Source organism: Paraburkholderia sp. HC6.4b (genome assembly GCF_014200875.1).
Lineage (GTDB): Bacteria > Pseudomonadota > Gammaproteobacteria > Burkholderiales > Burkholderiaceae > Paraburkholderia > Paraburkholderia tuberum.
In genome coordinates this window covers 366,349-389,549 of the sequence record NZ_JACHDC010000005.1, presented here as the reverse complement: position 1 = coordinate 389,549, position 23,201 = coordinate 366,349, and the positions used below count along the sequence as shown (strand labels likewise).

The window sequence follows — 23,201 nt, the reverse complement described above, 5'->3', positions numbered from 1 at the left end:
AGGTCGGTGCGCAGGTCAAAATTTTCCATTGCACGCAAGTGAGCCAACATGATCTCCAAATCCATTTTCAAGGCGTATGACATTCGTGGCGTCATTGGCAAGACGCTCGACGCCGACGCCGCGCGTTCCATCGGTCGCGCATTCGGCAGCGAAGTGCGCGCGCAGGGCGGCGACGCGGTCGTGGTCGCGCGCGACGGACGCCTGTCGGGCCCCGAGCTGATCGGGGCGCTGTCCGACGGCCTGCGTGCGGCCGGCGTCGATGTCGTGAACGTGGGCATGGTGCCCACGCCGGTCGGCTACTTCGCGGCGAGCGTACCGTTGAAACTGGCGGGCGGCGAGCGGCGCGTCGACTCGTGCATCGTCGTGACGGGTAGCCATAATCCGCCGGACTACAACGGCTTCAAGATGGTGCTGCGCGGCGCGGCCATTTACGGCGAGCAGATTCTCGCGCTGCATCAGCGCATCGTCGACGAGAACTTCGCCGACGGCAGCGGCAGCTACGCCGAGTACGACATCGCCGACGCGTATCTCGAGCGCATCGCGAGCGACGTGAAGCTCGCGCGTCCGATCAAGATCGTCGTCGATACCGGCAACGGCGTGGCCGGCGAGCTCGCGCCGAAGCTGTTCAGGAAGCTCGGTTGCGAACTCGTCGAACTGTTCACCGAAGTCGACGGCAACTTCCCGAATCACCACCCGGACCCGGCGCACCCGGAGAACCTCGAAGACGTGATTCGCGCGCTGAAGGAAACGGATGCGGAAATCGGCTTCGCGTTCGACGGCGACGGCGACCGCCTCGGCGTCGTCACCAAAGACGGCCAGATCATCTACCCGGACCGTCAGCTGATGCTGTTCGCCGAAGAAGTGCTGTCGCGCAACAAGGGCGCGCAGATCATTTACGACGTGAAGTGCACGCGCAATCTCGCGAAGTGGGTCAAGGACAAGGGCGGCGAGCCGCTGATGTGGAAGACCGGCCACTCGCTCGTGAAGGCGAAGCTGCGCGAAACCGGCGCGCCGCTGGCTGGCGAAATGAGCGGCCACGTGTTCTTCAAGGACCGCTGGTATGGTTTCGACGACGGCCTGTACACGGGGGCGCGTCTGCTCGAGATCCTCACGCGTGTCGCCGACCCGAGCAAGCTGCTGAACTCGCTGCCGAACTCGCACTCCACGCCCGAGCTGCAGCTGAAACTCGAGGAAGGGGAGAACTTCGAGCTGATCGCGCGTATGCAGCAGAACGCGAAGTTCACCGGCGCGGACAACGTCGTGAAGATCGACGGTCTGCGCGTCGAGTATCCGGACGGCTTCGGCCTCGCGCGTTCGTCGAACACGACGCCGGTCGTGGTGATGCGTTTCGAGGCCGACAACGACGCGGCGCTCAAACGCATCCAGGACGACTTCCGCCGCGTGATTCTCGCGGAGAAGGCCGATGCGAAACTGCCGTTCTGACGGCTGATGCGGCGCTGCGCTTCGAAGTTCGTCAAGACGGCTCGAAGCGTCGCCCCTACCGAACGCGGCGCGGGTTGCCTTACCGCGCCGCGTTTTTCATGTCTTTCATGGACGGCGCGCTAGAATTGCGGTCCTTTCAACGCATCTTCGAGCCGGATAGCCGGTTTTCTCACTCTTGAGCGCGCAAAAGATACTGATCGTGAGGGTGTCGTCGCTGGGCGACGTCGTTCACAACATGCCCGTGATCGCGGACATCCGGCGCCGCCATCCCGACGCGCAGATCGACTGGCTCGTCGAGGAAAGCTTCGTCGGGCTCGTGGAACTCGTGAGCGGTGTGCGGCGCGCGATTCCGGTGTCGCTGCGGCGCTGGCGCAAGCGCATCCTGTCCGTCGACAACTGGCGCGAGATCGGCGCGTTTCGCCGCGCGCTCGCCGCCGAGCACTACGATCTGGTGATCGACTGCCAGGGCCTCATCAAGACCGCGTGGCTCGCGAACATGGCGCGCGGACCGCTCGTCGGCCTCGGCAACCGTACCGAAGGCGCCGGCTACGAATGGCCGGTGCGCTTTTTCTACGGGCGCCGCGTGCCGATCGCGCCGCGCACGCACGTGGTCGAACGCACGCGTCAACTGGTGGCCGCGGCGCTGAACGATCCGCCGCCGCAACCTACCGACGACATCGACTTCGGTCTCGACACGGGCCGTGCCGCGCTCGCGCTGTCGCAGGCGAATCTGAATCTGCCGGTGCCGTACGTGGTGTTCGTGCACGCGACTTCGCGCGCCGACAAGCAGTGGCCCGATGCCGCGTGGATCGAACTCGGGCAGGCGCTGGTGCGGCGCGGCGCGTCGATCGTGCTGCCGTGGGGCAGCGACGCCGAGCGCGCGACCAGCGAGCGGCTCGCAAAGGAGTTCGGCGCGGCCGCGATCGTGCCGCCGAAGCTGTCGCTGCCGGCGGTGGTGGGGCTGATCGATGGCGCGGCCGCGACGGTCGGGGTTGACACAGGTCTGGTCCATATCGCGGCGGCGCTGAAGCGGCCCACGGTCGAGTTGTACAATTTCTCGACCGCGTGGCGCACCGGCGGCTACTGGTCGCCGAACGTCGTCAATCTCGGCGCGGCGGGGCAGCCGCCTACGCTGCAGCAGGTGAAGTCGGTGCTTGCCGGCTTCGGGCTGTTGTGACCCGGGCCGGCCGGCATCAGCACCTGCTGCATCCTGTCGGTGCGCTTCGCCTTGCGCACCCTCCGTTCCAAAGGGCGACCATGAACGAAACCCAGATCATCGAAGTAGCGAACGCCGACTGGCACGGCTGCAACCTGTCCGTGCCTCGAGAGACGCTGCTCGCCGGCGTCGAGCGCGGCAAGGTGCTGTACTTCCCGAACCTGCGCTTCGCGATCGACGGTGGCGAGCAGGCGCTGCTCGACCCGGCGCTCGCCGATCCGAACCGCAAGAACATCAGCCTCGAACCGAACGGCGGCGCGCTGCATGGCGTGGCCGGCGATGCGGTCACGCAATCGGCGGTGCGCGCGTTGATCGCGCGTTATCAGGCGAATGCGCGCACGCTCGTCGACGGGCTCTTTCCCGAGTACAGCGGCAAGCTGCGGGTCGCGCCGACGAGCCTGCGGCTGCATCAGGTCGAGACTCGCGAAACCTCGTGGCGCAAGGACGATAGCCGTCTGCACGTCGACGCGTTTCCGTCGCGGCCGAATTACGGCGAGCGCATCCTGCGCGTGTTCACCAACGTCAATCCCCATGGCGTGCCGCGCGTATGGCGCGTCGGCGAGCCGTTCGAGGATATGGCGCAGCGCTTCCTGCCGCGTATCAAGCCGCAGATGCCCGGCTCCGCGTGGCTGCTGAACCTGCTGCACGTGACCAAATCGCTGCGCAGCGAATACGATCATCTGATGCTCAGTCTGCACGACGGCATGAAGGCCGACCTCGACTATCAGAAGACGAGCCCGCAACAGACCATGCCGTTTCCACCGGGCAGCGTGTGGGTGTGCTTCTCCGACCAGACCTCGCATGCGGTGATGTCCGGCCAGTTCATGCTGGAGCAGACTTTCTTCCTGCCAGTGAAGGCGATGGCGCAGCCGGAATGCGCGCCGCTCGGCATTCTCGAGCGCCTGAAGCGCAGGGCGCTGGTTTGAGCGCGGCGGTCGATTCGAGGGCCGGGCAGATGCCGGCCCGCATCGCGCGCGTGAGCGCGCTGCGCTTTCCGAATCACGCGGGGCGCCGATGCTAAGGGCGATCTATCGCGCGCTCTGGTGGCTCATCGCGCCGCTTGCGGTGCTGCGTCTGTTGATCCGTTCGCGTAAGGAGCGCGGTTATCGCGAGCATATCGGCGAGCGCTTCGGTTATTCGCGCGGGCGCTTGTTGGAGGACAGCGCGCCGTTGATCTGGGTGCATGCGGTGTCGGTCGGCGAGACGCGCGCCGCGCAGCCGCTGATCGATGCGCTGATGAAGGCGCGCCCCGACGCGCGCATTCTGCTTACGCACATGACGCCGAGCGGCCGCGCGACCGGCATCGAGATTTTCGGCGACCGCGTGTTGCGCAGTTATCTACCGTACGACATGCCGCATGCGGTACGGCGCTTCTTGCGCGGGTGGCGGCCGTCGCTCGGTCTCGTGATGGAAACCGAGGTGTGGCCGACCCTGATCGACGAGTGCCGTCGCGCCGACGTGCCGCTCGTGCTGACCAACGCGCGGATGTCGGCACGTTCGTTCAAGCGCGCGGCGAAATTCGGCGGTGCGACGAAGGACGTGTTCGGCGGCTTCGCGCGCGTGCTCGCGCAGAGTCCGTCCGATGCCGAGCGGTTGACCTCGCTCGGCGCGCGCAATGTCGCGGTGCTCGGCAATCTGAAGTTCGACATGAGCACGCCGCCCGAACTCGCGGCACGCGGCCACGCGTGGCGCGCGGCGATCGGCACGCGGCCCGTGTGGGTCGCGGCGAGCACGCGCGAGGGCGAAGAAGCGCTCGTGCTCGAGGCGTTCGCGGCGCTCGGCATCGACGATGCGCTGCTGATTCTGGTGCCGCGTCATCCGCAGCGCTTCAATGAAATCGCGGCGCTCGTCGAGAAAGCGGGGTTGCGGCTCGAACGGCGATCGAGTTGGGCGCCCGATGCGAAGGTCGCGTCGGCGGCGCGCATCGCTGACGATGGCGTGGCGCCGCTGCCTCGCGACGTGAACGTGCTTCTCGGCGATTCGATGGGCGAGTTGGGCGCTTACTACGCGGCGTCGGATCTTGCGTTTATCGGCGGCAGTCTGTTGCCGCTTGGCGGACAGAACCTGATCGAAGCGTGCGCGGTCGGCGTGCCGGTGCTGATCGGGCCGCACGTTTTCAACTTCACGCAAGCCACCGCCGATGCGGTCGCGGCCGGTGCCGCCGTGCAGGTGCAGGACCCGGCCGATCTGGCGCGCGCGCTGCGCGAGCTGTTCGGCGACAAGTCGCGGCGGCTCGCGATGGGCGGTGCGGCTGCCGCGTTTGCGGCGAGGCATCGCGGGGCGACGGCGAGGACGGTGGATGTGTTGGCGGCGTTGTTGCCGGAGTAGGGATGAGCGGATGCCGTGCAACGCGGCGTGGTGCTTTGTCGGATGACGCGGAAAGTGCAGACCGTGCTGGTTAATGTGAACGTGCAGCCGCAGGTAGTGAAAAAAAACTGGGTAGCGCTTGAAAAGAAGCGCCCGGAATCCCGGCTCTTGTTTTTGATGCGCAGTTTAAAAAAGCTCATTGCGCGGTGCAAGGACAGCGGTGGCCGCTGTGTCTTCGCAGTCGTCGGGCGGCTGTCGACCCTGAAGAGACGCTCGCTTTTCTACGAAGCGGACGTTCACGTGAGCGGACGCGGAGTTTTAGTACCCAGCCGGAGCCGAAACTTACCGCAAATTCAGGATGAAAGCGCTCGCAGTATGACTTGCGCGCACTCCCCTGGCGTAGCTTCGCTGGTGTCGACCGTAACGGTGTAGTTCATTCCCGTATGCACCTTGTCGTATTGCCGTCTAGCTAAACCGACAAGCCGATCACCCCGCTGCCGTTCTCGTTCCTCAAGCAAGTGGAGTGGACAGAGGACGCCGACAGTGATTAGCTGGAATGTCTCGAACAGACGAGCATAGTCATTTTTTTCTTCGCCAAGAAGAACCTCATCAACTATAAGATTGTTGCCGTTATATGCCAGTGCAACGATAGCGTGTCGCATACCCAGCATGGCGCGTCGGGCAACCGGACCGCTGTGTATTGATACGACCTTGTGTCCTTCCACGGTCGACGATGCAAAGGTGAATCCATCGGGATCGTCCAGATAACGAGTCGGTAGCATCGCTAGAAACGCGTCCATCTGGACATGCAAAAACGCGTCCTCGGCCGCTGCCTGCAGAGCGCGGGCCAGACAGGTCTTGCCTGAGCTGCCCACACCGTTTAGCAAGATGATTTTCGGTGTCTGCATTGACGTCCGCGTATGATTCAATTGGGCAATGATACGGGGCAGCACTGTCAACTGTCGCCGCGTAGTCGCAGAGAGTTCATTGCTGCACACCGCCTCCAACTCGCCCCTTATCCATTTTTCGCCGCCTAGCCCAAGCGAATGAAAGTGAGGTTCAGTCTTCCATTTGACGACCACGTGCTTGCAAGTTGCCACCTACTTCAGCTGCGACGTGATTAATCCGACCTACGCCAGAGGAGCCCCATGCCAGCGAGAGCGCCCCTTACACCCAGCAATCGCTTCCTCGATGAGAACGCAATCCGACGCATCCTTTCGGACCGGATCGATACCCGCCGCGAAGGCGTGGGAATCGTCGTTGGAATGGTGGGCGATGGCGAGCGGCGCGTCGTCGGCTATGGCCGATTCGGTCAGAACGACGCCCGTATCCCCGACCAGCACACTGCGTTCGAAATTGGATCAGTGACGAAAGTGTATACCGCAATCCTGCTCGCGGACATGATCGCGAGTGGCGAAGTCTCGCTTGATGAACCAGTTCAGCGTCTTTTGCCCGGCAATCCGGCCGTGCCAGAACGCAACGGCAGGACTATCACTCTACATGACCTTGCGACGCATACATCCGCGTTGCCCCGTCATCCCGACAACATGGTCGGGAACGGTTCACCCGACCCGTTCTCGGGTTACACGATCGATCTTCTTTACGCGTTCCTGGCCCGCTATGAACTGACCCGTGACATCGGCTCGGAGTTCGAGTATTCGAACCTCGGCGTTGGCCTGCTGGGCTATGCGCTTGCATGTCGGGCAGGAACGGATTATGAAACCGTGCTGAGGGCTCGCATCCTCACACCGCTGCAACTGGCGAGTACGGCCATCGCACTGCCTCACGAGATAGAAAGGAGGTGCATCCCTGGTCACGACCTCGACCTGCGTTTCGCGCAGCGGATGGAGCTTGGTCAGGTATTTGAAGCGGCAGGGGCGTTGGTGTCCACGGTAGATGATCAACTGCAATTTCTCGAAGCGGTGATGGGCTACCGGCCGTCCGCGCTCGATAGAGCAATTGGCGATACGCTCGACATACGTCGGCAGCTTGGAGACCAGGTCATTCCACTTTGTTGGGCAATGGGCGCCGGCAGCACAGATGGCGAACCAGAATGGTTCGGCCATACCGGAGGAACACTGGGGTGCCGGTCGTTCATCGGGTTCGATCGTCGCGCATCACGAGGCGTCGTGGTGTTGGCGAACGCGGCGTTCGACGTCGGCGACATTGGCCTGCATCTGTTGAGACCCGAAAAACCCCTACGGCAACAGGTCAAGATTCGAAACGAGATCGACGTCGATCCTGTCCGCCTGCAGTCCTATGCAGGGCGTTTCTGGCTACGTCCGGACTTCATCCTGACGATGACGGTCGATAATGGACAACTTTTCACCCAAGGTATTGGGCAACCGAGAATCGCGCTGTATCCCGAGGCCGAACACCGATTTTTTGCAGAGTCGATTGACGCGCAGATCACCTTCGAAATGGACGATCAGGGGCTCGCCGAAAAGCTGACGCTGCATCAGAACGGATACGATCTGGTCGCGCGCAAAATCGATTCTTGAGGACGCTAATTCCTCGTATCGATATTGGCTCGATTGTCGGCGCACATCACGATTCTCAATGACCGCAATGTTCACCCGCGAAGCAAGCGAGGAGTCTGCAAGGCAATTGTCAACGCCAGGTGACCTGATCGTTGGTGACGAAGAGGGCGTCGTGTGCATCCCGCGCGAGCAAATCGCCGAGGGACCCTTTGCTAAAGCAGGTTTTTCGACCAATATCGCGATCGCGATCTTCCTCCACCTCGTTCAGCGACGATACAGAAGAGCTCCCGCATGAACTCGCAAATATGTGCAGTGCTTGTGTATGTGCCAGATGTGCCGGCCGCATTGGACTGGTACCAGTCAGCTTTTCGAGGCGCTGAGAGGCGCTTTCTTGAAGAGTTCAATCTGGCATACCTCAAATTCAATGGCATCAGACTTGAAATTGTTCCCGCCGATGCAAAATTATCGGCGGGATCGGCGGGCACAGTCGTCTACTGGACCGTCGATGACTTCGATGAATCGCTAAAGCATTTCTTGAACATAGGTGCCACGCTTTATCGTGGGCCAAGCCAAGTGGAAGATGGAAAGCGGATGTGTATGCTGCGCGACCCGTGGGAAAATTGCGTTGGGCTCTACGGCTAACCTAAATATTGTCGATGATCTGCGTGGCCATTTCGACAGGCTGCTCGTGGCCGGCTGCCGTCCGACGCGGTCGGCTGAACCCGACCCACAAGGGACGGTAGCGTTTCTTGATAGCAGACACTCAAACCATCTAGCACGCCAGACCAAGACGCTTATTCAAGCCGGGGCACATTCCGTCTGAGAACCAAGTTAGGCTCCTTTAGGGCAAACTTGTTGCTGTCATTCTTCAAAGCACTTGCTCACGGCTTCTTGACCGCGCCGATGTCCACCAGAGCCTGTCGTATCGTTGACGATAGACGCGGAGCCAGCAGCCTCACGCCGTCTTGTGTCAGATGGTCGGTGTCTTTGTACAGCCCTACTCCGTCCTTGACTGTAAAGCACACTTGCTGATTGCAAAGCGCGTCGAATGGGTCAACGAGGGTTACATTGCCAACCTGCTTCGCAATGTCGGCAATCTGATTGCCCCGTTGAACGATATCCGCTTGCCACGGTCGTGAAATAGTCACGTCGGATATCTCGTGACCGGCCGCAACCTGGATACGAGCCCAATCGCGTGGCGAATCGCCCCGAGGATTCGGCACCGCAGTGACAAGCACCATCTTTCCACCACGGGCTGCTAGAACCTTTGCGATACCCTTCAACACGTTCCCTTCGTAGATCGGCTCATATCGTTGCCAGTCACCCGCCACCACGACGAGCTTGATCGACGGTGTATCCATGAAGTGATCAAAGGCGAAGTTTGCGTATCGCTCACACCCCGGAAAAATCTCTGCCCCGGAACCCGGAAATACCTTCCCCCTGAACGGAGGACACCCACCCAGCGTAGCAACTATGCCGGGAACATGCGTCTCAGCTGAGACACCGTCTACAATTGGCTGGACCATGTTGGAGAACGAGTCGCCCCACAGCATGATCGTCGGATTAGCGCCCGACGGCATGCCGCCCAAACTACAAAAATCGCCTGGCGAATGCTTGGTGCCATCCACGTCTCTTTGACACTCATACGAGCGCGGTCCCTCGCTCTTCATGGCCGTCGACGCGGCGCGGAGGTACGGCGGTAGCCTGCCTTGCAGGCCGTCCGTTTTGTTGAGAACCGCAGTGAAGGCGAAGCCCGAGGCGACGCAAGCCGCCAGCAAGACAGTGATGGGAACATTGCCCAACCGCTTTCGCCCCGGTTGCTCGACACATGCGTAGGAAAGCCATCCAGCCGCGATCGAAACAAGAATCAGAAGCGCCACCTGAAGGGGCGACGGCTCGGCACCCGCACGCTCTCGAAACATGAGCAGGATCGGCCAGTGCCATAGATAAACCGAATAGGAAATTGCGCCGAGAAACTGAAGCGGCCCGCTAGAAAGAACCGTCGTCAGGAAACCTTCACCCGCATAGATGATGAGCGCAGTTCCCGCGACAGGAAGGATCGCTCGCCAACCGGGATAGGGATCGTCCGCGCGAAGATCGAATACCGCGGCCAACAACAGGGCCGCGCCCGCAACCGCCACGACGTTTGCAGCGCCGCGACGCGGTCTGGCCGGGAGCAGAGCCACCACCGAACCAGCCATGAACTCCCACGCGCGGCCCCATAGCAGGTAAAAGGCGCTCGGCTGATGCGCAGGCGTATGGACGACACACCATGCCAGCGACGATAGAGCGACAACGCCAAACAGCAGCCATCCCGCCACCTTCCGCCGCGCCCCGGCCGCTGGCCAGAACAGCGCGCATGTGATCGCGAACATGAGGTAGAACTGAGACTCAACAGCGAGCGACCACGTATGCAAAAGAATGTTCGAACGCGCATCGGGCGCGAAATATCCACCCGCGTCGCCGAGGAACGCGTAGTTCGACCGGAACAAAAGCGCCGCCGTGCCGTTCCGAACAAGCCTGCTGAAGTCATCGGGCAGGTAGAACAGCGTCGCCCATATCCAGGATCCGATCACCGTCACCAGAAGGGCAGGAAATATCCGGCGAAGACGGTTCAACATGAATTGAACGGCGGAGTATTGGCGCTTTTGGAGCCTGCCATGCGCGATCGACGTTAGCAGGAAGCCCGAGATGACGAAAAACACGTCTACGCCGACATATCCACCGTCGAAATACCTGACGCCATAGTGAAAGAGAACAACTGCTATAACCGCAATCGCGCGCAGGCCGTTTATGTCTTTTCTAAATTCCATACTTGGCGGTTGGGCCAGCTAGTGCCGCCCGAACTGAATGCATTCTAAGTAGTTGCGCAGGGCGCTCCCTCATGCCGTCACGCGCTCGACAAAACCCAACAGTTTAACGGCTTCCCGGGTAGCCCCACCGTTCTGCTGCATCAAAACCGCATTGCGTTGCCTCGATATTCAGCCCAGATTGTTAGCGATTCGAGCTGCTATGTCGACTGGCCGCTCCTGGCCGCGCGGTGACATCCAAGTCAGTCCTCGATCTCTCTATCTCAGCCGGGTCGAGGGTGTTGGCACTCCGTTTGGAACCAATAGTCGACCAGGCGCTGTGCCGCTTGTAGATCATCCGGGTAATACGGATCATCAAACCACGGTGACGGGTCGTAGCCCGCTTTCCTCAAGGCAGCGAGTTCGCTTTGGTGCTGCGCCATCGTAGGGGCGCGTTTGTCTTGAGCGCCGGCAGGTCGCGGCACTCTGTCGGAGTGAGGTGCGGCCCGGTATACGGCAAGCCACTAGCGACACAGCCGGCGAGCAAACTCACCAGAGCGGGAAGTATTGACCGTGTTCCAGGCCGATTTCTCATAGTACGTTTCCTTCCCTGCGCGCGCCGTGAACCAACTCATAATGCGCACGCTTGCCGCTGCGTGTGGGCGGAAAATGCTCGCCTTCGACGCATGTCACTTCGAAGCCGGAGCCGGCGTCGCCCTCTCTCACCACCTTGTAGATGCCAGACGTCTGAACGAGCGTCCAAGAAAGACGCTGGACACCGAACGCGCACGCCTGCCGCTCGTGCGGTCTTTGCGTGATGGCGTGCCCTGAACGCGCTGGACTTTGAATCAGGGGTCGAATTTACAGTCGTCGTTTCTTAAGCTGATGACGGGCTTTTCGCGTTGCGTCGGTGTGGATGACGTTCATCACCGCCTATGGTGCGGTGATCGAAGATGCGAAGGTCTGGCGGGAGCCGATCGTCGCTGTTTGCTGTGCACGCGCCAGCGCTACTTGTTCACACCTTCAACAACCCCTTCTTTTCAATAAACTTCACCACGTCATCAAGACCCTCGAGCGCCTTCAGATTGCACATCACAAACGGCCGCTCGCCGCGCATCTTCTTCGCGTCCGATGCCATCACGTCGAGGTTCGCGCCCACCAGCGGCGCGAGATCCGTCTTGTTGATCACGAGCAGATCCGACTTCGTGATCCCAGGTCCTCCCTTGCGCGGAATCTTCTCGCCGCCCGCGACGTCGATCACGTAGATCGTCAGGTCCGACAGCTCCGGGCTGAAAGTCGCCGCGAGGTTGTCGCCGCCCGATTCGATGAACACGATGTCCGCATTCGGAAAACGCGTGAGCATGCGGTCGACCGCTTCGAGGTTGATCGATGCGTCCTCGCGGATCGCGGTGTGCGGGCAGCCGCCCGTCTCGACGCCCATGATGCGCTCGGCCGGCAGCGCGCCCGCGACGGTCAGCAGACGCTGATCCTCTTTCGTATAGATGTCGTTCGTGATCGCGACGAGGTCGTACTGGTCGCGCATCGCCTTGCACAGCATTTCGAGCAGCGTGGTCTTGCCCGAGCCGACCGGGCCGCCGACGCCCACGCGCAGCGGCGGCAGCTTCTTCGTGCGGATCTGGCTCGCGGTATGGGAAGCGGAATGATGAGATGCGTTCATGATGGATCGTGGGAATCGTGCTACGAGCGGAAGAGCCGCGAATACTGCGACTCGTGGCGCGCCGACAGAATGCCGAGCTGCGGCGCGAACGTGTTGAGGTCGTCACGCGAGGTCGCGAGCGCGCGCGCGACGGCCGCCTCGATCGGCTCACGCAGCGCGACGATGATGCGTTGCCCCGCGAGCTGGCCGAGCGGCACCGCCTTCAACGCGGCGGCGGCCTGGTTCTCGACCCAGCTGAACGCATAGGCGGCGAGCGCGGCATCGACCGGAGCATTGTGCGCGTGAGCGGCGAATGCGAACGCGCTCGGCTGCGCGAGCGGCGTCAGCGACGCGAGCGTCGCGCGTCTTGCCACATCGCCCCATTCGAGCGACACGCACAGCTGTCGCAGCGACCAGCCCATCTGCTCCGTTTCGCGGCGCAGTTCGGCGGACTCGCGACTCGCGAGGAATTCGGCGTTGGCGTCGGCGAGTTCCACGGCGTCGTGCGTGCGCCAGCGTTCGATCTGCTGCGCGAGGAACGGCAACTCGCCGCGCGCGAGCACGTCGGTCAGGCCGCGTTCAATCCACGTGCGCGCGGAGTCGGCATCGGTGATGAGCTGCACTTCAATCGCCGCTTCGAGACCCTGCGAATAGCTGAACGCGCCAATCGGCAGTGCTGGCGACGCGAGATGCAGCAGCGCGGTGAATTCAGCGATGCGCATGTCGATGCGGGTGGTGTCCATGTCCGCACGATTCGTCGTGCACGTGGTCATGGTCGTGATCGTGCGAGTGCGAAGAGCCCTCATGGGCATGAGCATGCTCGTGCCCATGATGCTCACCAAACACCTGCTGCGCGATCGCATAGTCCTCGGCGAACGTCTCGTCGTGCCCATGCTTATGTCCACCGCCATACGCCCCGGCTTCAGGCTGAAACGGCAGCGACACCTGCTCGACCGTCGCGCCGATGCGCTTGAGCATGTCGGCGAGCACCGGATCGTATTCGAGCTTCAGATAATCGGCGCCCACTTCGACCGGCGTATGACGATTGCCGAGGTGATAGGCGGCGCGCGTCAACGTCAACGCGTCCGATGCGCGTACGACAAGCACGGCTTCATCAGCTGCAACGACACGCACGAGCCCGCCATCATCGGCGACGAGCACGTCGCCATCGCGCAGCACGGTGCCGCGCGGCAACAGCAATGCGATTTCCTCGCCGTCATCGAGCGTCGCGGCGAGACGGCTCTTGCGACGTTCATCGAACGCGAGCGTCAAGGTCGGCGCACGCTTGACGAGTACCGGCGCGATCTTCAGATGCGGCGCGAGAAGTTTGTTCAGTGTACGCATGATCAGAACAGGAAATAGCGTTGCGCCATCGGCAGCACGGTGGCCGGATCGCAGGTCAGCAACTGGCCGTCGGCGATCACCTGATAGGTTTCCGGATCGACGCTGATGTTCGGGCGCCACGCGTTGTGAATCATGTCGGCCTTCGTCACGTTGCGGCAGTTCTTCACCGCGACGATGCGCTTGTGCAAACCATAGCGTTCGGCCACATTCGCATCGGCGGCGAGTTGCGACACGAAGGTCAGCGACGTGCGGCCTAGCGCTCCCCCGCGCGTCGCGAACATCTCGCGATAGTGCACGGGCTGCGGCGTCGGAATCGATGCATTCGGATCGCCCATCTGCGCCATCGCGATCATGCCGCCCTTCAGGATCAGCGACGGCTTGATGCCAAAGAACGCCGGCTCCCAGAACACGAGGTCGGCCCACTTGCCCGGTTCGATCGAACCGACTTCATGCGCGATGCCGTGCGTAATCGCCGGATTGATCGTGTACTTCGCGACATAGCGTTTCGCGCGGAAATTGTCGTGGCGCGCGTTGTCCTCGGGCAGCGCGCCGCGTTGCACCTTCATCTTGTGCGCGGTCTGCCATGTGCGGATGATCACTTCGCCGACGCGGCCCATCGCCTGCGAGTCCGAAGAAAGCATCGACAGCGCGCCGAGATCGTGCAGGATGTCCTCGGCGGCGATCGTCTCGCGGCGAATCCGCGATTCGGCGAATGCGATGTCTTCGGCAATCGACGGATCGAGGTGATGGCACACCATCAGCATGTCGAGATGCTCGTCGAGCGTGTTGACCGTGTAGGGCCGCGTCGGATTCGTCGACGACGGCAGCACGTTCGCTTCGCCGCACACCTTGATGATGTCCGGGGCGTGGCCGCCGCCCGCGCCTTCGGTGTGATACGTGTGGATCGTGCGGCCCTTGAACGCGGCGACGGTCGCTTCGACGAAGCCCGCTTCGTTTAGCGTATCCGTGTGGATCGCGACCTGCGTGTCGGTATCGTCGGCGACGCCAAGGCAGTTGTCGATCGCCGCGGGTGTCGTGCCCCAGTCCTCGTGCAGCTTCAGGCCGATCGCGCCCGCGGCGATCTGTTCGGTGAGCGGTGCCGGCTGGCTCACGTTGCCCTTGCCGAGAAAGCCGAGGTTCATCGGATAGCCGTCGGCCGCTTGCAGCATGCGTTCGAGATGCCATGGCCCCGGCGTGCAGGTGGTCGCATTCGTGCCGGTCGCGGGGCCGGTGCCGCCGCCGAGCATCGTCGTCACGCCGCTCGCGAGCGCTTCCTCGATCTGCTGCGGGCTGATGAAGTGGATGTGCGTATCGATGCCGCCCGCGGTCACGATCAGCCCTTCGCCCGCGATCACTTCGGTGGCCGCGCCAATCGCGATCGTCACATTCGGCTGGATGTCGGGGTTGCCGGCCTTGCCGATCGCCGCGATGCGGCCGTCCTTGATGCCGATGTCGGCCTTCACGATGCCCCAGTGATCGAGGATCACCGCGTTCGTCACGACGGTATCGACGACCTCGGCATGCACGCGCTGCGACTGGCCCATGCCGTCGCGAATCACCTTGCCGCCGCCGAACTTGACCTCTTCGCCGTAGGTCGTGAAGTCACGCTCGATCTCGATCAGCAGTTCGGTGTCGGCGAGGCGCACGCGGTCGCCGGTGGTGGGGCCGAACATCTCCGCGTACGCGCGGCGGCCAATGCGTAGTGTCATGGTGTGGGTCCGGAATGAGCTACAAGCGAGCGCCAGGCAAGGCAAGGCGGAGCAGGGCGGTCGAAACGCCAGGGCGCGGGCGGCGCATCACAGCTTGCCCATCACCTTGCCGTTGAAGCCGTAGACGATGCGCTCGCCGGCCAGCGCGACGAGTTCGACCGTGCGCTCCTGACCGGGCTCGAAGCGCACCGCGGTGCCCGCCGCGATATTCAGGCGAAAGCCGCGCGCCGCTTCGCGATCGAACGACAGCGCGTCGTTCACCTCGTAGAAATGATAATGCGAGCCGATCTGCACGGGACGGTCGCCGGTATTCGACACGACCACCGTGACCGTCGCGCGGCCCGCGTTCAGTTCGTGCTCGCCATCGTCGACGAGGAGTTCGCCGGGAATCATGGGGCCTGCCTTGACGAAGAGGAGTTCAGGGAATCGGGTGATGGACGGTGACGAGCTTGGTGCCGTCGGGAAACGTCGCTTCGACCTGGATGTCGGGGATCATCTCGGGCACGCCCTCCATCACGTCGGCGCGCGTGAGCAGCGTGGTGCCATAGTGCATCACCTCGGCGACGCTCTTGCCGTCGCGCGCGGCTTCCATCAGCGCGGCGGTGATGAAGGCGACCGCCTCCGGATAGTTCAGCTTGAGGCCGCGCGCGCGGCGCCGTTCGGCGAGCAGCGCGGCGGTGAAGATCAGCAGCTTGTCCTTCTCGCGAGGTGTCAGCTTCATCGGGTGTGGGTCTCGGCGTTTGATGTGTCGTGGCGGCGTCGTGGTCGCGTCGCGGTGACGGGGGCCTGGCGTCGCGCGATCATCCGCTCACGGTATCAAGTCCGGCTAACGGCGCGCTTACAACTACGTTTGCGACCGCGCATGCCACCGCGTTTGCAGAATTACAGGTCGGCGGGCAGCGGTGCGCCGAACCACTTCTTCGACATCGCACCGAGCGTGCCGTCGTGTTTGGCCTGGGCGATCGCGGCATCGACCTTCTGTTGCAGGCGCGGCTCGTTCTTGTTCATGCCGACGAAGCACGGCGAGTTCTTGATCACGAACTTCGGCTCCGGACGGCGCGGCGGATTCTTCGCGAGAATCGCGGCCGCGACGATGTTGCCGGCCGCGATCAACTGCACCTGGCCGGACAGGAACGCGGCGATCGTCGCGTTGTTGTCCTCGAAGCGCTTGATCGTCGCGTTCGGCGCCATCTGCGTGAGACCGATTTCCTCGAGCGCGCCGCGCGTCGCGCCGACGGTCTTGCCGGTGAGATCGGCGGGACCGCTCACCTTGATGTCGGCGGGACCAAACACGCCCTGGTAGTACGGCGCGTACGCGCTCGAAAAGTCGATCACCTTTTCGCGCTCGGGCGTTTTGCCGAGCGACGAGATCACGAGGTCGACCTTGCCCGTTTGCAGATACGGAATGCGGTTCGCGCTGTTGACCGGCACGAGTTCGAGCTTCACGTTCATCGCTTTGGCGAGCAGCGCGGCCGTGTCGATGTCATAGCCCTGCGGCTTCATGTCGGGGCCGACCGAGCCGAACGGCGGATAGTCCTCGGGCACGGCGACCTTCAGCACGCCGGCCTTGGCGATGTTGTCGAGCGTGTCGGCGTGCGCGGGGCCCGCATGAAACGCGAGATCGGCGACGATGGGCAAGGCGAGCAATGCGGCTAGCAAGGCGCGGCGCGCGGAGCGGGAGAGAGTGCGGGTCATGGGCGTGAGCAGTGGTGGTGTCGTGGGTGTCGGGTCGTCGCTGGCTTCAGCGTGGCCGGCCGCGAAGTGGCGAGTGCATGCAAGCTGTGTGCCATCCCTATGCGGCGTGGCGGGGCGGCGTGCTACGCCAGTTCGCGCACATGGTTGGGGCGTGCGCGTGCGCCGCCTTGGTGCGCAAAGAGCGTGATGAAGACGAAAGCGGGAAGCCGCGCTGTCAGGTCGACCAGATCCGCAACGGCACCGCCGCGACACCATGCACGACCGGCCGCAATTGCAGCCAACAGCGCGTGAGCGCGTGCTGCAGCGTTTCCATCGAGCGCGACACCGCGCGCACGAGCAGCACGCCGTTCGTCACGCACGAGGCGGCTGCTCGCAACGTGTCGTCGAACGGCAGTTGCGCGCTCAGCGATTCGGCGAGCGCGTCGTCGCAAGCAGCGCCTACGGCCCACAGCGTGCCGTAGGCCGGAAAGCCGGCGAGCCCCTGCGGCGCGTCGCGCAGCGGATCGTCGGCGGTGAGGCTCGCGCGTTCGAACCACAGCAGCTCGCCATGCGCGCCGACGATGCGCGACACCGCGCGCAAGCTACCCGCCGACCAGCGTTCGCCGGCCGCCTGGCGTCCGAGCTGGGTCGCGTCCCAGCCGATTGCGCTCGCGCCGTCGCCGAGCGTCAGCGAAAAATCGAGGTGCGCGTTCGCGTGATCGAACACGATGTTGTTCTGCGGCAGCCAGTCGAGCTTCGCGTGCTCACCGACACGCAGCGCGATGCGCTGCCGCGCCGCGCGGCCGTTCGACTTGTACCACTTGGTTGCGCCCGGCGTCGTCAGCACCGCATGCGTTTGCGCGGCGAGCGTGATGTCGATGTCGAGCTGATCGCCACCCGCGACGCCGCCGGGCGGATGCACGATCACCGCGTGACAGATCGCCGGGCCTTCCGGATAGAGCGGCCGTTGCACGCGCAGCGGTCCGTCGTGCAGCCGGTGCGCGAGCGTCGTGCGAGCGTCGCCGCCGACGAAGCCGAGTTCGAGCCGCGCGCGCCACGGCGTGTGCGCGGCGGCGAGCGTGGCGTGGTTTTCGTGAAGCGACATGCGGATGGATGGGGGAATCGGCGTGCGACGAGGATAGCACGCGTGTCGAAGCGCGGAAGCCGCGGAAGCCGCGGCAGCGGCTACGACGCGGTACTCTCGGGCGAGGCTTCGGTCACCGACAGCACCTTGATGCCCTCCCACTGCGGATGCAAAAGTCGCAGCAACGCAAGGATCGCGCGGGGGGTGTTTTCCTGGACGGTCAACGAGTCGCTGCCTGTCTGGATTGCTTTCTTGCCATGTTGGCAATACTGATATTCGACGTGAACCGTCACGGACATGCTTTTCTCCCTCTATATCGATGTTGTGTCGCCGACCCAGGCCGTATCGCGGCGGCGTCTAGCGTACGAGTGTCGGCTCGGCGTGATCGTCCACGCCCCGTTCCGCGCGATTGATGAATCCGCAGTCGAGCAATAGCTGACAGAAAGCTTCCGGCGAACACGACGGCCCGCTCGTCCCGGCCATTCTCGCGAGAACGTCGGGGAACGACGCGAGCACGTGCCAGCTGTCGTAATACGCGTGCAGCTGCGGCGCGAGTTCGTTGCCGAGCTTCTCCCAGCGCACCGACAGCATGCCGACCGTACCGCCGCTGTCCACTTCGAATAGACCGAAAGTGACCGCCGACACGACGTTCATCACCCTGCAATAAGAGGCTGGGTTTCTGTAAAACTCGCGTCTGACCTGCTTGTTGTCGTCCATGGTGTCCACCTCGTCGAACCGTTGCGGCGTTGCCTAGCCTGTGTAACGGTTGCGCGGCGGATAACTTGAGCTCGCTTACACGGCAATCAACTCCCTTACCCCATCCGCATCCATGTTCGCCCCCTCGCCGCCCGCGACGATTTCGCCGCGACTCATCACCCAGTAACGATCGGCGATTGCTTTGGCGAAGTCGTAGTACTGCTCGACCAGCAGCACCGTCATGCCCATGTCCTCGACGAGCTGCCGCAGCGTGCGGCCGATGTCCTGAATGATCGATGGCTGGATGCCCTCGGTCGGCTCATCGAGGATCAGCAGTTGCGGCTCGCTCATCAGCGCGCGGCCGATCGCGAGCTGTTGCTGCTGACCGCCGGAGAGATCGCCGCCGCGCCGGTTGCGCATGTCCTTCAGTACCGGGAAAAGCTCGTAGATGCGCTCGGGGATTTTCTTCGGCGCCTTTCTGCTCGCGGCGCCCACCAGCAGATTTTCCTCGACGGTGAGGCGCGGAAAGATATCGCGGCCCTGCGGCACGTAGGCGAGCCCCTGAGCGACGCGGGCATGGGTCGGCAGTTTCATCAACTGTTCGCCGCGCCATGCGATCGCGCCGCTTTTCGCGGGCACGACGCCCATCAGGCAGCGCAGCAGTGTGGTCTTGCCGACGCCGTTGCGCCCGAGCAGCACCGTCAGCTTGCCGTCGGGCACCGTGAGCTTCACGTCGCGCAGAATATGGCTGCCGCCGTAGTATTGGTTCAGTCGGTCTACTTCGAGCATGGTTCAGTCGTCCTGTCGGGTTGACGATGCGGTGCCGCTTTCAGCAGCAATCAGCGGCCTAGATAAGACTCGATCACCGTCTCGTCGCGCTTGACTTCGTCGAGCGTGCCGTGCGCGAGCACGCGGCCTTCGGCCATCACCGTCACCTTGCCTGTGTCGCCCGCGAGCGCCGCAACGAACTCCATGTCGTGCTCGACGACCATCATCGAGCAGGTGCCACGCAGGTGGTTGAGCAATTCGGCGAGTTGCATCGTTTCGTCGTCGGTCATGCCGGCCGCGGGTTCGTCGAGCAGCAGCAGCGCCGGTTGCTGCATCAGCAGCATGCCGATCTCGAGGCGCTGCTTCTGGCCGTGCGATAGCTCGCCGGCGAGCCTTCGCGCTTCGCTTTCCAGCCCGATCAGCGCGAGCGTTTCCTCGATGCGGGCCTGCGCGTCGCCATCGAGCCGCGCGCGCAGCGACGCCCACCAGCCCTTGTCGGTCTTCATCGCGAGTTCGAGGTTTTCCCACACCGGATGCTGCTCGAACACGGTCGGCTTCTGGAACTTGCGGCCGATGCCGGCGCGCGCGATCGCCGGTTCGTTCATGCGCGTGAGATCGATCGACTGGCCGAGAAACACCTTGCCGTGATCGGGCGCGGTCTTGCCCGTGATCACGTCCATCATCGTCGTCTTGCCCGCGCCGTTCGGGCCGATGATGCAGCGCAGTTCGCTCGCGTCGATCGCGAGCGACAGCGCGTTCAGCGCGCGAAAGCCGTCGAAGCTGACCGTCACGTCTTCGAGGTAGAGGATCGTGCCGTGCGATACGTCGATCTCGCCGGGCACGACCGCGTGTCCCATGCTCGCGACGCCGCTCAGCGAGCGTTCCGGTGGTGCTTCGGGTAAATCCAGATCGGGAACCATCGGGTTTTCGTTCATCAGCGGTCCCTTTTACGCGTCAGCAGATCGGCGAGCCCCATGATGCCGTTCGGCAGCAGCAGCGGCACCAGCACGAAGATCAGGCCGAGAAAGAACAGCCAGTATTCGGGGAAGTTCGCCGTGAAGAAACTCTTCGCACCGTTCACGGCGAACGCGCCGATGATGGGGCCGATCAGCGTGCCGCGTCCGCCGACCGCCACCCAGATCGCCATTTCGATCGAGTTGCCCGGCGACATCTCGCCCGGATTGATGATGCCGACCTGCGGCACGTACAACGCGCCCGCGATGCCGCACAGCACCGCCGACACAGTCCACACGAACAGCTTGTACGCGAGCGGGCTGTAGCCGAGGAACATCAGCCGCGTTTCGCCGTCGCGCACCGCGCTCACCACGCGGCCGAGCTTCGACGTGACGATCGCGCGCGCGCCGATGAACGCGGCGATCAGCACCGCGAACGTAATGAGCAGCAAGGCGGCGCGCGTGCCCTGATGCGTGATCGGAAATCCGCCGATGCGCTTGAAGTCGGTAAAGCCGTTATTGCCGCCGAAGCCCGTCTCGTTGCGAAAGAACAGCAGCATCGCGGCGAAGGTCATGGCCTGCGTGATGATCGACAGATAGACACCCTTCACGCGCGAGCGGAACGTGAAGAAGCCGAACACCCACGCGAGCACGGCGGGTACCAGCACGACGAGCAAGAGCGCGTAGCCGAGATGTTGCGTGCCCTGCCAGTACCACGGCAACTGGTGCCAGTCGAGAAACACCATGAAGTCGGGCAGATCGCTGCCGTACTTGCCATCGTGGCCGATCGCGCGCATCAGGTACATGCCGATCGCGTAGCCGCCGAGCGCGAAGAACAAAGCGTGACCCAAACTCAGGATGCCGCAGTAGCCCCACACCAGATCGAGTGCGAGCGCGGCGATCGCATAGCACATGAACTTGCCGGTCAGCGTCATCGCATACGCGGACAGATGCAAGGCGCTCGTCTCCGGAATCACCAGCGCGGCGAACGGCACGCCGAGGCCGAACACGATGATCAGCGCGATCAGCGCGAGCCACGCGCGACGCGACAACAGCGCGGGCCGCGGTGGCAGGCCGAGCGCGAAGCCGGTGTTGGACTCGCGCGCGCCGCCAGCGCCGGCGGCGCCGGCGCGCGACGACGAAGCGGAAGCGGGGTCTGCCGATGAAGTAGCCGATGTCATCTCATGCCTCCGCGCTACGGCCCTTCAAGGCGAACATGCCCTGCGGACGCTTCTGGATGAACAGCACGATCAGCACGAGCACCGCGATCTTCGCGAGCACCGCGCCCCAGAACGGTTCGATCGCCTTGCTGACGAGTCCCAGCCCGAAGCCGCCGAGCACGGTGCCCGCGAGCTGGCCGACGCCGCCGAGCACGACCGCCATGAACGAATCGATGATGTAGCTCTGGCCGAGGTCCGGCCCGACATTGCCGATCTGCGACAGCGCGCAGCCGCCGAGCCCCGCGATGCCCGCGCCGAACGCGAACGCATACGAATCGACGCGCGCGGTCTTCACGCCGACGCACGCGGCCATGCGACGGTTCTGCGTGACCGCGCGCACGAACAGACCCAGCCGCGTGCGCGTGAGCACGGCCCACGCGATCGCGACGACGATCAGCGAGAACGCGAGAATCGCGAGCCGGTTGTACGGCAGGATCAGATTCGGCAGCACGGTGACGCCGCCGCTCATCCACGACGGATTGACGACCTGGACGTTCTGCGCGCCGAACAGCATGCGGGTGGCCTGAATCAGGATCAGGCTCACGCCGAAGGTGGTCAGCAGCGTTTCGAGCGGGCGGCCGTACAGGTGCTTCAGCACGAGCCGTTCGAGCACGATGCCGACCAGCGCCGCCGCGACGAACGCGGCCGGTATCGCGAGTAGCGGATACCAGTCGAACGCGTTAGGCGCGAAACGCTGAACGAGGTTCTGCACGACGTAGGTCGCGTACGCGCCGATCATCAGGAATTCGCCGTGCGCCATGTTGATCACGCCGATCAGGCCATATGTGATGGCGAGGCCGAGCGCGGCGAGCAGCAGCACGCTGCCGAGCGACAGCCCCGCGAACAGCGTGCCCGCGATCTGGCTGCGGCGCTGGATCGCATCGAGCTCATCGATGCCGCTTTGCGCTGCCGCGCGCACGCGTTCGTCGGCTTCGGCAAACGTGCCGTCGGCTTTCTTCGCGACCAGCGGGCGCAGCAGTTCGTTCATGTCGAGGTCGTGGCGCGCGGCGACCAGTTGCACCGCATCGAGGCGCTTGGCCGGATCCGGATCGTGCAATGCGCTCATCGCCCACAGCGTGTCGAGACGTTTCTTCAGAACGGGATCGGTTTCTTTTGCGCGCGCCGCGTCGACGAGTGGCTTGATCGACGGATCGGGGTTTTGCAGCAGCGCATCGACGGCGGCTGCGCGTGTCGCCTGATCGGGCGAGGCGAGTTGCAGACCCGACAGCGCGCCCGCCACTTTCGAGCGCAGCAGGTTGTTCAGCGTGACCGGTTGCGCGTCGCTCGTGGCGACGGGCTGGCCGGTGACGGCATCGCGGGTGGCGTCGCCGTCCTGCAGCAGTACCGCGCCTGCGTCGGTGGCGAGCGCGTTGTCGTCGGCGAGCGCCTTGAGCACCGCGAGCGACGCGGCATCGTGCGTGGCGATCAGCTTGTCGATCGCGGCGGACTTCGCCTCGAAGTCGTCGCCCGCGAGCGGCGCGACGTCGGCCTGGGTCAGGGCGAATGCGGCGCCCGGCGCGGCGGCGAGAAGGACCGCGAGCGGCAGCAGGAGCGTCGCGCCGCGTCGTCGTACGGAAGTCGGAAATGAAAACGCCATGATGGCCTTTTGCACTGGGTTGAATCGATGAGCCGCTCGAGAGCGCGAGGGCGTCGCGTCAGACGTCGCCGCCGCTTCAGCGGGACGTTGCCGCGCATTGGCGTGCGCGGTCACGCCGCGCGACACAGCGAACGCGCGGCGGCGGCGCGAAGCGCAGCGCGTCCGGGTCACGCGCGAGCCGCGCGCGCGTCGGCACGCAGGTCGCGCGTCGCGACCGGAGCGGCGATACCCGCGCGGTGACCCGCGCGCCCCACCGCCGCCGCG

At 63.8% G+C, this 23,201-nt stretch carries 23 protein-coding genes and 2 pseudogenes; 8 read left to right on the top strand and 17 right to left on the bottom strand.

Features of this window, described 5'->3' with window-relative positions:
- Window positions 1-48 precede the first annotated feature (48 nt).
- The 4 genes from HDG34_RS10470 to waaA all read left to right on the top strand — a co-directional run bounded on the left by HDG34_RS10470 (window position 49) and on the right by waaA (window position 4,987).
- Window positions 49-1,443 (top strand): phosphomannomutase/phosphoglucomutase, encoded by a 1,395-nt coding sequence (locus HDG34_RS10470; protein WP_090803354.1) that lies wholly within the window; start codon window positions 49-51, stop codon window positions 1,441-1,443.
- Window positions 1,444-1,618: 175 nt separating this feature from the next.
- Window positions 1,619-2,620 (top strand): lipopolysaccharide heptosyltransferase I, encoded by a 1,002-nt coding sequence (gene waaC / locus HDG34_RS10465; RefSeq protein ID WP_184059725.1) that lies wholly within the window; start codon window positions 1,619-1,621, stop codon window positions 2,618-2,620.
- An 80-nt stretch (window positions 2,621-2,700) separates the two neighbouring features.
- Window positions 2,701-3,585 carry a Kdo hydroxylase family protein gene (locus tag HDG34_RS10460; RefSeq protein WP_184059723.1) on the top strand — a complete coding sequence of 295 codons (885 nt, stop codon included), beginning with the start codon at window positions 2,701-2,703 and terminating at the stop codon, window positions 3,583-3,585.
- An 88-nt stretch (window positions 3,586-3,673) separates the two neighbouring features.
- On the top strand, window positions 3,674-4,987 hold the full coding sequence (gene waaA / locus HDG34_RS10455) for a lipid IV(A) 3-deoxy-D-manno-octulosonic acid transferase (RefSeq protein WP_184059721.1): 1,314 nt from the start codon (window positions 3,674-3,676) through the stop codon (window positions 4,985-4,987).
- A gap of 332 nt (window positions 4,988-5,319) precedes the next feature.
- Here waaA and HDG34_RS10450 read toward each other — a convergent pair whose 3' ends face one another.
- A complete protein-coding gene (locus HDG34_RS10450) occupies window positions 5,320-5,874 on the bottom strand; it encodes a chloramphenicol phosphotransferase CPT family protein (protein WP_184059719.1) in 555 nt (184 codons plus the stop codon).
- A 240-nt stretch (window positions 5,875-6,114) separates the two neighbouring features.
- Here HDG34_RS10450 and HDG34_RS10445 point away from each other — a divergent pair, with 240 nt between their 5' ends.
- From HDG34_RS10445 to HDG34_RS10435, 3 genes are read left to right on the top strand one after another with little or no spacing between them, the layout of a single operon-like run.
- Window positions 6,115-7,467: a serine hydrolase gene (locus HDG34_RS10445; RefSeq protein ID WP_184059717.1), complete on the top strand. Its 1,353-nt coding sequence runs from the start codon at window positions 6,115-6,117 to the stop codon at window positions 7,465-7,467.
- 58 nt (window positions 7,468-7,525) lie between these two features.
- Window positions 7,526-7,741: a hypothetical protein gene (locus tag HDG34_RS10440; RefSeq protein ID WP_184059715.1), complete on the top strand. Its 216-nt coding sequence runs from the start codon at window positions 7,526-7,528 to the stop codon at window positions 7,739-7,741.
- On the top strand, window positions 7,738-8,088 hold the full coding sequence (locus tag HDG34_RS10435; protein ID WP_184059713.1) for a VOC family protein: 351 nt from the start codon (window positions 7,738-7,740) through the stop codon (window positions 8,086-8,088). The genes HDG34_RS10440 and HDG34_RS10435 overlap by 4 nt, the downstream gene beginning before the upstream one ends.
- A 239-nt stretch (window positions 8,089-8,327) precedes the next feature.
- Here HDG34_RS10435 and HDG34_RS10430 read toward each other — a convergent pair whose 3' ends face one another.
- Both HDG34_RS10430 and HDG34_RS10425 read right to left on the bottom strand, forming a co-directional pair.
- The gene (locus HDG34_RS10430) at window positions 8,328-10,259 is read right to left on the bottom strand and encodes an acyltransferase family protein (protein WP_184059711.1); all 1,932 of its coding nucleotides are present in this window, start codon (window positions 10,257-10,259) and stop codon (window positions 8,328-8,330) included.
- Between the two features lie 260 nt (window positions 10,260-10,519).
- Window positions 10,520-10,830, bottom strand: a pseudogene (locus HDG34_RS10425) (DUF4148 domain-containing protein).
- Between the two features lie 186 nt (window positions 10,831-11,016).
- Here HDG34_RS10425 and HDG34_RS40130 point away from each other — a divergent pair.
- Window positions 11,017-11,082 (top strand): annotated as a pseudogene (locus HDG34_RS40130) (4Fe-4S binding protein); the annotation flags it as partial.
- A 168-nt stretch (window positions 11,083-11,250) separates the two neighbouring features.
- On the opposite strand, the gene ureG reads toward HDG34_RS40130, so the two are convergent.
- The 14 genes from ureG to urtB all read right to left on the bottom strand — a co-directional run bounded on the left by ureG (window position 11,251) and on the right by urtB (window position 22,937).
- A complete protein-coding gene (ureG, locus tag HDG34_RS10415; protein ID WP_184059708.1) occupies window positions 11,251-11,913 on the bottom strand; it encodes an urease accessory protein UreG in 663 nt (220 codons plus the stop codon).
- Window positions 11,914-11,933: 20 nt separating this feature from the next.
- Entirely contained in the window at window positions 11,934-12,614 is a 681-nt protein-coding gene (locus tag HDG34_RS10410) for an urease accessory protein UreF (RefSeq protein WP_184059806.1), read from the bottom strand.
- Window positions 12,601-13,236, bottom strand: coding sequence for an urease accessory protein UreE (ureE, locus tag HDG34_RS10405; protein WP_184059706.1), 636 nt, complete (start codon window positions 13,234-13,236; stop codon window positions 12,601-12,603). Before ureE ends, HDG34_RS10410 begins: the two co-directional genes overlap by 14 nt.
- 2 nt (window positions 13,237-13,238) lie before the next feature.
- Window positions 13,239-14,945: an urease subunit alpha gene (ureC, locus tag HDG34_RS10400; protein ID WP_184020914.1), complete on the bottom strand. Its 1,707-nt coding sequence runs from the start codon at window positions 14,943-14,945 to the stop codon at window positions 13,239-13,241.
- 87 nt (window positions 14,946-15,032) lie between these two features.
- Window positions 15,033-15,338, bottom strand: coding sequence for an urease subunit beta (locus tag HDG34_RS10395; protein WP_184059704.1), 306 nt, complete (start codon window positions 15,336-15,338; stop codon window positions 15,033-15,035).
- 25 nt (window positions 15,339-15,363) lie between these two features.
- Window positions 15,364-15,666 carry an urease subunit gamma gene (ureA, locus tag HDG34_RS10390; protein WP_008923043.1) on the bottom strand — a complete coding sequence of 101 codons (303 nt, stop codon included), beginning with the start codon at window positions 15,664-15,666 and terminating at the stop codon, window positions 15,364-15,366.
- 161 nt (window positions 15,667-15,827) lie between these two features.
- Window positions 15,828-16,640: a transporter substrate-binding domain-containing protein gene (locus HDG34_RS10385; protein WP_090803364.1), complete on the bottom strand. Its 813-nt coding sequence runs from the start codon at window positions 16,638-16,640 to the stop codon at window positions 15,828-15,830.
- A 214-nt stretch (window positions 16,641-16,854) separates the two neighbouring features.
- Entirely contained in the window at window positions 16,855-17,724 is an 870-nt protein-coding gene (locus HDG34_RS10380) for an urease accessory protein UreD (RefSeq protein ID WP_184059702.1), read from the bottom strand.
- Window positions 17,725-17,804: 80 nt separating this feature from the next.
- Entirely contained in the window at window positions 17,805-18,002 is a 198-nt protein-coding gene (locus tag HDG34_RS10375) for a hypothetical protein (protein ID WP_184059700.1), read from the bottom strand.
- A 58-nt stretch (window positions 18,003-18,060) separates the two neighbouring features.
- Complete coding sequence (locus HDG34_RS10370; protein WP_260321111.1) at window positions 18,061-18,420, bottom strand: hypothetical protein; 360 nt, start codon at window positions 18,418-18,420, stop codon at window positions 18,061-18,063.
- A 75-nt stretch (window positions 18,421-18,495) separates the two neighbouring features.
- Entirely contained in the window at window positions 18,496-19,188 is a 693-nt protein-coding gene (urtE, locus tag HDG34_RS10365) for an urea ABC transporter ATP-binding subunit UrtE (RefSeq protein ID WP_184059698.1), read from the bottom strand.
- A gap of 50 nt (window positions 19,189-19,238) precedes the next feature.
- Window positions 19,239-20,102 carry an urea ABC transporter ATP-binding protein UrtD gene (gene urtD, locus HDG34_RS10360; RefSeq protein ID WP_184059696.1) on the bottom strand — a complete coding sequence of 288 codons (864 nt, stop codon included), beginning with the start codon at window positions 20,100-20,102 and terminating at the stop codon, window positions 19,239-19,241.
- Window positions 20,102-21,301, bottom strand: a complete 1,200-nt coding sequence (urtC, locus tag HDG34_RS10355; protein WP_184059694.1) for an urea ABC transporter permease subunit UrtC — start codon at window positions 21,299-21,301, stop codon at window positions 20,102-20,104. The genes urtD and urtC overlap by 1 nt, the downstream gene beginning before the upstream one ends.
- Before the next feature lies 1 nt (window position 21,302).
- On the bottom strand, window positions 21,303-22,937 hold the full coding sequence (gene urtB / locus HDG34_RS10350; protein WP_184059692.1) for an urea ABC transporter permease subunit UrtB: 1,635 nt from the start codon (window positions 22,935-22,937) through the stop codon (window positions 21,303-21,305).
- Window positions 22,938-23,201 lie beyond the last annotated feature (264 nt).